At 40.3% G+C, this 11309-nt stretch carries 11 protein-coding genes; 8 read left to right on the top strand and 3 right to left on the bottom strand.

The genetic code is table 11. The features are described 5' to 3' along the window. Positions 1 to 1215, bottom strand: a complete 1215-nt coding sequence (locus tag E0H94_RS02965) for an efflux RND transporter periplasmic adaptor subunit (RefSeq protein ID WP_131325065.1) — start codon at positions 1213 to 1215, stop codon at positions 1 to 3. A gap of 199 nt (positions 1216 to 1414) precedes the next feature. On the opposite strand from E0H94_RS02965, the gene E0H94_RS02960 reads away from it, so the two are divergent. The 5 genes from E0H94_RS02960 to E0H94_RS02940 all read left to right on the top strand — a co-directional run bounded on the left by E0H94_RS02960 (position 1415) and on the right by E0H94_RS02940 (position 6920). Continuing rightward, complete coding sequence (locus E0H94_RS02960; protein WP_131325064.1) at positions 1415 to 2443, top strand: LysR family transcriptional regulator; 1029 nt, start codon at positions 1415 to 1417, stop codon at positions 2441 to 2443. 410 nt (positions 2444 to 2853) lie between these two features. Beyond that, positions 2854 to 3183 carry a hypothetical protein gene (locus E0H94_RS18980; RefSeq protein ID WP_413773001.1) on the top strand — a complete coding sequence of 110 codons (330 nt, stop codon included), beginning with the start codon at positions 2854 to 2856 and terminating at the stop codon, positions 3181 to 3183. Positions 3184 to 3767: 584 nt separating this feature from the next. Then, entirely contained in the window at positions 3768 to 4994 is a 1227-nt protein-coding gene (locus tag E0H94_RS02950) for an efflux RND transporter periplasmic adaptor subunit (RefSeq protein WP_131325353.1), read from the top strand. After that, entirely contained in the window at positions 4991 to 6214 is a 1224-nt protein-coding gene (locus E0H94_RS02945; RefSeq protein WP_131325063.1) for an ABC transporter permease, read from the top strand. Before E0H94_RS02950 ends, E0H94_RS02945 begins: the two co-directional genes overlap by 4 nt. Continuing rightward, positions 6207 to 6920 (top strand): ABC transporter ATP-binding protein, encoded by a 714-nt coding sequence (locus E0H94_RS02940; RefSeq protein WP_131325062.1) that lies wholly within the window; start codon positions 6207 to 6209, stop codon positions 6918 to 6920. The genes E0H94_RS02945 and E0H94_RS02940 overlap by 8 nt, the downstream gene beginning before the upstream one ends. Before the next feature lie 13 nt (positions 6921 to 6933). Here E0H94_RS02940 and E0H94_RS02935 read toward each other — a convergent pair whose 3' ends face one another. Beyond that, complete coding sequence (locus E0H94_RS02935; RefSeq protein WP_131325061.1) at positions 6934 to 8316, bottom strand: heavy metal sensor histidine kinase; 1383 nt, start codon at positions 8314 to 8316, stop codon at positions 6934 to 6936. Further along, a complete protein-coding gene (locus E0H94_RS02930; protein WP_131325060.1) occupies positions 8313 to 8984 on the bottom strand; it encodes a heavy metal response regulator transcription factor in 672 nt (223 codons plus the stop codon). The genes E0H94_RS02935 and E0H94_RS02930 overlap by 4 nt, the downstream gene beginning before the upstream one ends. Positions 8985 to 9090: 106 nt before the next feature. On the opposite strand from E0H94_RS02930, the gene E0H94_RS02925 reads away from it, so the two are divergent. The 3 genes from E0H94_RS02925 (at position 9091) to E0H94_RS02915 (ending at position 11279) form a co-directional block, all read left to right on the top strand. Next, positions 9091 to 9579 (top strand): GlcG/HbpS family heme-binding protein, encoded by a 489-nt coding sequence (locus tag E0H94_RS02925; protein WP_171462039.1) that lies wholly within the window; start codon positions 9091 to 9093, stop codon positions 9577 to 9579. A 10-nt stretch (positions 9580 to 9589) separates the two neighbouring features. Then, positions 9590 to 9991 (top strand): hydroxyisourate hydrolase, encoded by a 402-nt coding sequence (gene uraH / locus E0H94_RS02920; RefSeq protein ID WP_131325058.1) that lies wholly within the window; start codon positions 9590 to 9592, stop codon positions 9989 to 9991. 298 nt (positions 9992 to 10289) lie between these two features. Further along, entirely contained in the window at positions 10290 to 11279 is a 990-nt protein-coding gene (locus E0H94_RS02915; RefSeq protein ID WP_131325057.1) for an AraC family transcriptional regulator, read from the top strand. Positions 11280 to 11309 lie beyond the last annotated feature (30 nt).

The following is an 11309-nucleotide window of genomic DNA, read 5'->3' as shown; positions in this document are numbered from 1 at the left end:
TTAACCTTTTGCCGAATTTGGAGTATTGTCAGTTGGCTGAGGTTGTAGAACGGTTGAAACTTGGCTGTTCGGCATTGGTACACGATGCGGGGTAACAGGATCCCCTGGTCGAATCCGCTGTAAACCATTGACGACCACACGATCGCCGGCTTGTAAACCACTGTTAATGATTTGCAGTCCGTCTTGTACTGCGCCAAGTTTCACTTCTCGGTAACTGGTTTGATTGTTCGCATTCACAACGATGACAAAACGCTTATCTTGATCGACACCAATGGCTGTTTGGCTAATGAGAATTGCTGAACGAGGTTGACCTCCACCAAGACGAATACGTGAATATAAACCGGGAAGGAGTGTGCCATTCGGGTTGTTAAAAGTAGCTCGGACACGAATCGTTCCCGATGTAGCATTTAAATTATTGTCAAATGAACTAATGACGCCTTCATGTGAAAAACCTTCTTCATTAGCAAGTCCCATAGATACAGGAATCTGAGCAGCATTATCTTGATCACTTAGATATTTCAGATAAGTTTGTTCATCGACATCAAAAGATGCATATAAACGAGCGACTGACACAATACTGGTTAAAACCTGTGCACCATTACCCGCAGATACCACGTTTCCAGCCGTTACTTCGGCACGAGAAATACGACCACTGACAGGTGCGGTAATGCGGGTATATTCAAGATTTAAACGTGCTGATTCGACAGCAGCTCTAGCGGCTTGAACATTGGCTCTTGCTGTGCGTGCTTCATTTTCAGCTTGTTCAAGCTCTTGGTGAGCGACAGCATTGCTTTCAATCAAACGTTGATTGCGAGATAAATTACTCGTGGAATAGGTCACTTGGGCTTCGGCCGCAGCAAGTTGTGCTTTGGCGCGATTAAGTTCTGCTTCAAAAGGACGAGGGTCAATCGTAAAGAGAAGTGCCCCTTTGTTGACAAGGCTACCATCTTTAAAATGCACCGCGATTAATTTACCCGATACTTGGGGGCGAATATCAACTTGATCAATGGCTTCTAATCGGCCTGAATATTCCTGCCAATCGGTAATGGTTTGACTCACAACACTGGCAACATCGACAGTTGTAGCGGCTTGTTGACTGGTACTTGGCATATTTTTAGCATCGGCATTTTCATGTAAAAACATAAAACTGCCACCTGCAACCACAATAGAGACAACGACAGCAGACAGAGAGAACTGTTTGCGGGAAATTGACATGAATAGCTCCTGTTTATTTGGACACCTGTTCTCTAGACTTTTGGTTTTAATCTATAGGGAGTGGAATAGGGTTTACGGAATGGACGGAGCATAAATATTTGTCAATTACGAATAAATATATTAAATTTGATAACACTATTCGTATTTTTATAACAATTGAAGCATTGAATTTTCAAAATGCTTTAATAGGAGTTTATGTGTGGATCTATTTCATGCCATGAAAGTATTTAATAAAGTGGTTGAAACCAACAGTTTTAGTTTGGCAGCTGATAGTTTAGGATTACCCCGTGCTTCAGTAACGACAACCATTCAGGCATTAGAAAAGCATTTACAAATTCGCTTATTAAATCGGACTACTCGTAAACTAAATTTGACCCCCGATGGCGCCGTCTACTATGAACGCAGTGTGCAAATTTTAGCGGATGTAGAAGAGGTTGAATCGAACTTTCATGATGCTGAGCGTGGACCACGGGGGCGTTTGCGGATTGATGTCAAAGCCTCAATAGGGCGTATCATTCTCATACCAATGTTGTGCGATTTTCATGCAAAATATCCAGATATCGATTTGGTGGTTGGTATGCATGACCGCCCCGTAGATTTAGTGCAAGATGCAGTAGATTGTGTGATTCGTATTGGTCAACTCAAAGATTCTAGTTTAGTGGCTCGCCGTATTGGTACACTCCAGTTGGTTACGGTTGCGGCGCCAAGTTATTTGGCAGAACATGATGCGCCTAAAACAATTGATGATTTACAAAAACACCAAGCTGTCCATTATTTTAATAGTCGTACTGGGCGCAATATTGATTGGAGTTTTGTGGTAGATGGTGAAGTGCAGAGTTCGAGTGTAATTGGACGGGTATCTGTAAATGATGGGGATTCATATATTGATTTAGCCCTTCAAGGTTTTGGATTAATTCAGTGTCCATATTTTATGGTTGCAAAACACTTAGAGTCCGGTGCACTTAAACAGGTATTAACTGAATACCTACCTGAACCTTTACCTATATCCGTGGTGTATCTACAAAACCGACATTTATCACCGAAGGTGAGAGTATTTGTTGATTGGGTTGCAGAATTATTTGCGAGTTGTCCATTATTAAGTGGTTGCACATTCCAATTAGAGCAAAAATGTGAATTCACATGTGAGCAGAAAAAAGATCAACATTTTACAATTCAAACTTTGGTTGAGCAGCAAAATACTGCTGAAGCCTTGGCTTTAAATGTTTGATTATTAGGCGAGTAAGTAATTTCTCCATAAGACCAAAAAGAATAATGAATATCTTAGGGAGAAAGATGGGAAAATATTGACCTGTTTATATGTATTTATTGCCTAATCTTGCAATATTAAACTTGGGCTAAGTGGTTTTAAACTTATAAAAGAGATAAACCATTTATCAAAACAGAGTTCTAAATTTGGAAAACAAAATTCTAATAGAGTCTAAACGAGTACAATTTAGTCTGATGTTTTAGTGTGGGTTTCGGTATACATTTATATTTTAAAATTTAATATGTATTTGATAAATAATATTATTTACACTATTGCATCATAGGGGGTGTGTGAATCAATATTGGCTATGATGTCTTACAAGCTCATTTATATAAAATTATTAATTTTCAATAATATAGGATGTGATTTGCATGATTGAGTCTACAAAAATGATGATGTGGTGGTTCTATTTAAGTAGAAAAAAGACCGTGTATAAAAATGTACAAGATCTTAGAGGATTGAGTCAGTTTACAATCGACTCAAGGGTGTATGGTCGCAAATTCAGGTCAATGAACAAAAGAGGAATGAAATGTTGGAAAAGGTTGAAAATAAACAATACGTTCTCTGTACCTGCAATCGACAAAATGAAAGTGGGTGATAAAGATAAAACTGATCTAGGTGAATATTCAGGTTTGAGGGTAAGCTGTTGTGGTAAGACAGGGGGGTTAAAAGTTTTAAATATAGATATCGTAGCCCTATAGATAATTCGCTTAAAATGATCACTCTTAGCCACTATCCAGCACTATCTTTGGCTGAGGCTAGGGTATACCCCTTAAAGGCTATGAGGGAATTTATGCGCCGTATCCGAATAGCCTACTGTCATTAGAAGCTAAAAGACACTCTAAATTGGGTCCTAAACTAAAAATCTAAAATCAGGAAAGCAATATAAGAAGAATCGGAGTTGAGTATGTATTCGGTAGTCTGAAAATATTCAAAAATCCTTGCTGAGCGTTATCGCAATAGAGGTAAAAGACTCGATTTGAGATTCAGTTTGATTGCTGGAATTTACAACTCGGAACTGAGTGAAAATGATTTATGAAAGAAGTCTATACGTTATTTTTTAAGATATTTATATTATTGATAACAGATTTAATTTGCATCTAGATGTATAAAAACCATCATATATAATATGTAAAGTAAATTGGCTTTTAATAAACCTAACATTTTTGAGCTGACAAAAATTCACTATACTCAGTATTTGTATCTATGAAAAAAATTACACGTTCAAGTAAAGACTAATGATTTGATTTAAAAAATTTCCTTTAATCTGGCTTGGAGAATGGAATTGTTTGTTACCCGCTATAAGCCTTGGATCATGATCATACTACTGGTTTTGGTCGTCAGTTTTGCTACATATCGCTGGTGGCAAGGACCATTGCTACCTAGTTATGAAGTCGTATCTAGTCCATTGATTCAGACAGTTGTTGCTTCAGGACGGGTAGAGAAAGTATCTCGGACTCAGATTGGTAGTGAAATTACAGGGGTTGTTCTTGAGCGCTTGGTTCAAGAGGGAGATCGGGTCTTTCGAGGGGATGTTCTTTTAGTACTGAAATCTGATGAAATTTCAGCGCAAGTGCGGCAGGCAGAAGCTGAATTAAAGGAACTCACAACCACTACACGTCCGCAAGCAGAAGTCGATTTAGCGAATGCCAAAGTGCAATTAGAGCAAGCTCAAAGAGAGGCGGTACGCAGACGAAATACCGAATTAGGAATGTTATCAGCAGAGGAAAGGGAGAAATCGATAGAAGCAGAAAGGCTCGCCCGTAATAATTTGGAATCAGCTCGATTAAAAGTTGCTTCACTTGCCCCAGATAAAGTTGAAGAGACAAAATTACGTGAACGACTCGCTGCACTACAAGCGCAACTCGCCAAGACCAAAATTCATGCAGAAGTTTCAGGCATTATTTTAACCCGTAATGTTGAGCCAGGGGATCTGGTACAACCGAGTCAGACTCTCTTCACTATTGCACTGGATGGTGCGACTGAAATACGAGTGCCATTTGATGAACGAAATTTACCACTGCTGGCTTTACAACAAAAAGCAGCAGTGATTGCGGATGCTTATCCAGATCAACCTTTTCCTGCCCATATTAATTTTATTGCCCCAAGTATTGATGCTCAACGTGGCACAGTAGACGTCCGATTAACAGTTGACCCAGTCCCAGATTTTTTGCGTCAAGACATGACGGTATCGGTAAATGTTGAAACCAACAAGCGCGAGCGAACCTTGGTCATTCCAAATGATGCTTTAAGCAGTATAAGTGGCAACAAGGCTATGGTTATTTTAGTAAGAGATAGAAAAACTCAACGTCATCCTATCACACTGGGTTTACGTGGTTTGGTCATGTCGGAAGTTGTAGCTGGATTGAAAGAAGGTGATCACGTCCTTACCGATGCAGAATCAGTGCTTAAAGATGGAACTCGTGTCCGAATAGAGCAAACTAAACGTGTTTTGCAGAGTCAAACGGATCAGACAAATAGCAAAAATGAATTACCGGTGAAATTCGATTGAAAAACTTTTTTGGGCGACTTTGGACAGAGTGGACCATCGCAATCAGTTTTTTGCGAGAGGGTCGCACACAGTCGATGATGATTACCATTGGCGTCGCGGTGGGGGTAGCAGTCATTGTGTTCATTAGCGCCTTAATTCAGGGCTTACAATCGAATATTGTAGAAAGGACTTTAGGGACGCAGGCGCATATTCGTTTGCTCTCACCAGATGAGGTGAATCACATTGTGCCGCCAGCAGCAGGAACACTTCAGTTGTTACAAGAAGATAAGCGTGCGCAGCGCTTACGCTCTATTAATAATTGGCAGCAGATTACTGAGACCTTAGATCAGTTGCCAGTGTTGACGGCGGTTTCTCCTGTGGTCTCTGGTCCTGCATTTGTACAGCGCGGAGATGCGATTCAATCGGTTGCATTGGTTGGTATCAATCTTGAACGTTATCAACAGATTATTCCGTTAAAGCAATATATGGTGAGTGGTGAATTACGAGTCAGTGCGGATAATGTATTAATTGGGCGTCAATTGGCCAAAGATTTGGGTGTGCAAGTCGGGAGCAAATTAAGGTTAGACACTGGACAGCAGAAAAATGCAGTGGTGAACATCTCTGGAATATTTGAACTGGGCGTGCGTGAATTGGATGCGCGCTATGTCTATCTGGATTTGAAACAGGCACAATCTTTACTTAATTTGCCGGGTGGCGTGACCGTGATTGATCTGACGATTCAGAATATTTTTCAGGCGGATCAAATTGCCTCGCAAGTCGGACGCCTGACAGGATTAAAAGCAGAAAGCTGGATTGAAACCAATGCTCAATTAATGAATGCGATTACCGCTCAGAGCCTTTCGACCAACATGATTATTGTTTTTGTGGGGATTTCAGTCGCTTTTGGTATTGCCAGTGTGATGTCGGTGAGTGTGGTGCAACGGACTCGGGAAATCGGTATTTTACGTGCGACGGGGGCGACGCAAGCGCAAATTTTAAGAGTTTTCTTGTTTCAGGGGGCAATTTTTGGTCTGCTTGGTTCGATACTTGGTAGTGTAGTCAGTTATGCTTTGATCTGGGGATTTAACCAGTTTGGTCCTGGTTTGTTTTATATTTCGATTTCAATCAAGCTTATCTTGTCGGCATTATTTTTGGCGACTTTGACAGGGGTTTTGGCTGCTGCAATACCATCCCGTCGGGCTGCTGCACTTGATCCTGTGGAGGCAATTCGTCATGTTTGATCCATCTCAGGAAGTACTGCGTTTAGAAGCATTGCGAAAGTCCTACAACGTTGGGCAGCCTAATGAAGTGGAGGTATTACATGGGATTGACCTGTGTATTCAACGGAATGACTTTGCTGCATTAATTGGTCCTTCTGGTTCAGGCAAAAGTACTTTACTGAATATTCTCGGCTTATTAGATCAGCCTAGTCGTGGTGAGTTGTACTTGTTGGGGCAGGCGACAAGCCGTATGGATGACACGGCTCGGACAGCGTTACGTGGCAATAGTATAGGTTTTGTGTTTCAGTTCCATCATCTTATACAGGCTTTTACTGCCTTAAATAATGTGCTCATGCCATTAATGCTGAAGCAAGGAAAACCAGATCAATCTGCGTTGCAATATGCCCATGAATTATTGGCCGCCGTAGGGTTAGGTAAGTTCGCTGACCGTAAACCGAATGAGCTTTCTGGAGGGCAGCAGCAGCGCGTGGCGATTGCACGTGCACTGATTACTCAGCCTGCACTATTGTTGGCCGATGAACCGACAGGTAATCTGGATACTCAAACTGCTGCGGAAATGTTTGAATTATTTCGTAAAGTACATCGCGAACATGACTGTGCAGTCTTATTGGTGACTCATGATCCTAGATTATCGGCAACCTGTGATCGGACCATTAATCTGGTGGATGGGAGAATTCAGAGTGATTCCAAACACGAGATGAAATAAGGACAAATATGGATCACACCTCTGGGAATAGCAGTTCAAAACAGATACCTTCTGCGCTATTGATTGCCTGATACATTCCCTGATGAAGCGTCAAAATGGATGCCACAATCGATAGGCCTAAACCACCCGTTTGATGAGGGCTTTGTCTGCTGGAGCTGCACTGATAAAAACGCTCAAAGAGATGAGGCAAATGTTCAGGGGCAACTTCTAAACCACTGGTGATCACAGATAATGTAATCATCTGCATATTATTAATGTTCTTTCGGTGGCTAAGCACATAAATAGTTCGGTAATTGCCGCCGTGAATGAGTGCATTTGATATCAGATTATATAGCGCTTGTTGTAACAGTTCTGGATCTGCCGATAGCTCAGTCGCTTCAAGCCTTAAAACAAAATTGCAGTGTTGCTCTTCAGCTTGATACTCGAAAATACTGAATATATCTTCTATAAATGATTGAAGCTGAATTTTCTGTTTGTTTAAGCAAACTTTGTGTGCATCTGCGCGGGCGAGAAATAACATGCTGTCAATCATTCGTTTTAAACGTTGATAGTCCTCCAAGTTGGAAATCAAGAGTTCCTGATACTGTGCAGGACTACGTTCACTCATGAGTAAAATTTCGGTTTGCCCAATTAAATTATTCAATGGGGTTCTAAATTCATGCGCAATGTCTTCAGAGAAGCGATTCAGTTGGCTATATCCCATTTCAATACGATCAAGCATGGCGTTGATATCGGATGCTAGTTGTTCAATCTCTTGAGGGGGATGAATCAGATTGAGTCGCTGCTCAAGTTTGTGAATATTAATGGCATGAGTCTGTTCTCGCAGAGTTCTTAATGCGTTCAATCCCAGACGGCTAGCAATCGTACAGAGTATGAAAATGGCTAAGATGCCTGTAAATACATAAATGAAAAGACGTTTTTGAAAAGGCGAGATGATAGCTAAACGTTCAGACCACTGTTTGCCTGCAATTAACACATAGGGCTGCTGATTGATTTGAATGGTTTTCCAAGCAATACGGGTGGGGTAAGTATGAGCCGATAAATCTTGGAATTGAATTTGGGGCTGATGGGTAAATTCAGGCAGCGGAATGCCAAGAGGATTGATGTTGATGAGAATCTGATTGCCCTGAATCAATAAAAACAAATTATCCTGATTTCCCAACATGTTTTGATACAGCTTCGGGCGAGCGATAATCTGTTCAATATTGCTGCTGTCTTGCAGCAAAATTTCCAGTCGCTCAATTCGTTCAACCAAAGCCCTATCTTGCTGAGCAATTAAAATCTGGTTAATACCCAGATAGGTCATAAATGCTACAGCGCACAAGACCATTGCAGCACACCCTGTAACCAATAGCGTTAATCGGAGTTCTAAAGAGCGAATGGGCTTAAACATTATGCTTCAACCGAAATTTTATAGCCCAAGCCACGGACAGTATGAATTAATTTTATCTCATGTCCCTCGTCAATTTTACTGCGTAAGCGTCGTACTGCGACATCAATAAAATTTGTATCGGTATCAAAATTGATATGCCAAACCTCGGAAGCAATTTGCCTGCGCGTAATAATTTCATTTGGGTGCCGTAGCATAAAGTGCAATAAATTAAACTCCTTTTTACTGAGTTCAATTAACTGCTCATGACGCCAAACTTTATGATGGATTAAGTCCATTTTTAAGTTGCCCATCCATAGCTCGTTTTCCTGAACATACTGTTGCCGTCTCAGCAAGCTTTTAATGCGCGCGAGTAATTCAATATATGAAAAAGGTTTGGCCAGATAGTCATCGGCACCTAGTTCCAGACCTTTGACCCTATCAATAATCTGGTCTTTGGCGGTGAGAAAAATCACGGGTATATGGGAAAATTGACGCAATACTTTTAAGACTGCCCAGCCATTAATATCGGGCAGCATCACATCTAATATGACCAAGGTATAAGGTTGCATTTTTAGTTTTTCCAAGCCTTCTAGCCCGGAATGAACACATTCAGCGGCATAGCCAGATTCATTTAAGCCCTTCACCAGATATGAGGCGATCTTCACTTCATCTTCGATAATTAGAATACACATTTTGCTCAGACTCATTTTGAAGATGACAACTTTGTAATGTGATTGTCATGCTTCAAATCATTCAGGTTGTATAAGATTTTGTAAAACTTAATTCGGGGCAATCATGATGAACGATCTCAAAGGGCTTGTTTTAACAGTAATGCTGATGAGTAGCAGTACTTTTGCACAAACCGTTCAATTGAATCAAGTTTATTCACTCGATTCCAAAGCTGCACACGCCCTTGTTGATGCCGCAGTAGCTGCTTGTCAAAAAATACAGCACAACATTGCAGTGGTCGTGGTTGATCGGGGTGGAAATACCTTGATGGCGAGTAGGCATGAAAATGTCGGCCCCCATAATTTGGGCGCGGCCGAAAAGAAAGCCTATACCGCGTTATCGACCAAAACAGCGACCTTGTTATTAAGTCAAAATGCCCATGAAAACAGTGATGCAAAAAATTTAACCACTTTACCTAATTTGCTGTTGTTAGGAGGCGGTTTACCAGTGCGTTATGAAAATCAGGTGGTCGGTGCAATTGGGGTTGCGGGTGCAGGAGGCGCCAAAAATGATCAGTATTGTGCTGAGGCAGCCATTCAGTCTAGTTTTAATCGTTAAGGATTCCATTATGTTTAAGCAATTTTTACCACTCTCAACACTGTTATTGGCATCAATGGCGTTTGCACAAAATAACCCATTAAGTGTGCATGTGTTAAATCTAGAAAACGGTTTACCTTCAGCTGATGTTGAGGTGGTACTGGAAAAGAGTTCGGGTAATCACTGGGTGAAGCTGAATCAGCAAGTTACAGGACCAAATGGTCGTATTACGGCGCTTTTTCCTGAAAATCAGCCGTTGGCACAAGGAATTTATAAGGTTACGTTCAAAACAGGAGACTGGTTCAAAAAGAATAATCAGAGCACTTTTTTCCCAGAGGTCCCAGTTATCTTCAAAGTTGATGGCAGTGTCAGTCACTACCACATTCCCTTGTTATTAAGTCCCTATGGATACTCGACCTATCGAGGTAATTAATAATCTAAAGGGCTGGTAAAACTAGCCCTTTTATCTGCCTATAATTTAATACAAAGAAATGTATTTGTTCATCAATCCCTGAAAAAATATAACAAAAACAAACGGGCTGAATCAGTTTGATATAAAAATATACTCTAGAAGTATTTCACAAAATTAACTTTTTCATTTAAAAAAAGAAAAAGATTCTGTCTTGATATATAGTTTCAATGAAAGGATAGAAGAATGACCAATCGAAGGATTTTGATTGGCATAAAAGTTGCTGTTTTAAGTAACAGGGTCTTAGCTAGGTGAAAAGGATATGACATCACTCAGCCAACAGATGAATGTGAACCACTATTCTCGGCAAGCAGATTTTGCTCAGAATTTAATGTCGAGCATTTGTGGCGAACATCGTTTGGATACAAGTGCACGCGATACCTTAGATTTTCATTACGATGGTATGCGTTTGCCCAATCGAAAAATGGCGATTGGCACGATTCGTTATGGTGCAAATGTCGCCATCAATATTTCCAATTTAAAAGCCTATAGTATTAGCTTGCCTTTACAGGGGAAACAGGCCCTAACTATTCGTGGTGAAAATTATGTTTCAGATGAGAATAGAGGGTTAATTGTCTCGAATAATGATTGTCAGGAATTGGTTATTAACCGTGATTGCCAGAAATTACAGGTCGTGATTCCTGAGCGAAGTATGCATATGGTTTTAGCAGATTTATTGAATCAGTCCATTGATCAGCCCATTATTTTTAATCCAGAAATGCACATCGATTCGACTCAATTAATTCATGTATGGTGGAAAAACATCCAAAATTTCTTGCAGTTTAATGCACAGAATAATGGTTTTTTTGGCTTGCAAATGCTGTCCGATGATTATGAAAATTTTGTGATTAAAGCGTTATTGCTTTCTCAGGAGCATAATTATTCTGCGGCATTAAAAGTACAGGCACAGCAACAAGAGCCTGTTTATATTCGCAAAGTTAGAAATTTCATTATTGAACATGCACATGAAGATATTCGTGCTGATGATTTACAACGTTTGGCAGGTGTTTCAAAGTCAAAACTGTACGATGAGTTTCAGCAATATTATGGTACTAGCCCGATGTCCTTTCTGCGCAAATATCGCTTGCAGCAAATTTATAAAATTTTAAGTCATGCCAATATGAATGCTAAGTTATCGATTTCAAAATTGGCTTATGATTGGGGTTTTACCCACCTCAGTCGTTTTTCCCAAGACTATAAAGAGGAGTTTGGTGAAAAGCCAAGTGAAACTAAAAATAAGTCACGTGAATAAATGATGAGATATAAGAAACCCCTGATTGAG

Origin of the sequence: Acinetobacter sp. ANC 4173 (assembly GCF_004331255.1) — a bacterium.
Lineage (GTDB): Bacteria > Pseudomonadota > Gammaproteobacteria > Pseudomonadales > Moraxellaceae > Acinetobacter.
This window is presented reverse-complemented; position numbering and strand designations above follow the sequence as displayed.